The organism is Allokutzneria sp. NRRL B-24872 (assembly GCF_002155965.1).
GTDB lineage: Bacteria > Actinomycetota > Actinomycetes > Mycobacteriales > Pseudonocardiaceae > Allokutzneria.
The window spans coordinates 29,935-30,144 of record NZ_MUMH01000034.1; the positions used below are offsets into that span (position 1 = coordinate 29,935).

Annotated in this window: 1 protein-coding gene and 1 pseudogene (1 of these 2 only partly in view); both read left to right on the top strand. The window is 69.5% G+C overall.

All coding sequences use genetic code 11. The features are described from left to right. Positions 1-100, top strand: the 3' portion of a protein-coding gene (locus CCN37_RS41405) for an NAD(P)H-binding protein (protein ID WP_246842928.1). The gene continues 143 nt to the left of window position 1, outside the view; only the last 100 of its 243 coding nucleotides appear in the window; the start codon falls outside the window, past its left edge; its stop codon occupies positions 98-100. After that, positions 16-210 (top strand): annotated as a pseudogene (locus tag CCN37_RS40730) (NmrA family transcriptional regulator); the annotation flags it as partial. The gene CCN37_RS41405 and the pseudogene CCN37_RS40730, both read left to right, overlap by 85 nt.

Consider the following 210-nt stretch of genomic DNA (forward strand, 5'->3'; position numbering starts at 1 on the left):
GCTCGAAAGGCGGGCGTGCGGAGGATCGTCGTGCTCTCCGCCGCGGCCGTCACCGTCGGCCTCGACACCCATCACCACCCGGTGGTGGAGCAGGCGGTGATGGACTCCGGTGTGGAGTGGACGATGGTGCGGCCGGGCGAGTTCATGACGAACATGCTCCCGGTCTGGGCGCCGTCCATCCGGGCCGAACGAGTCGTCCGCTACCCCTAC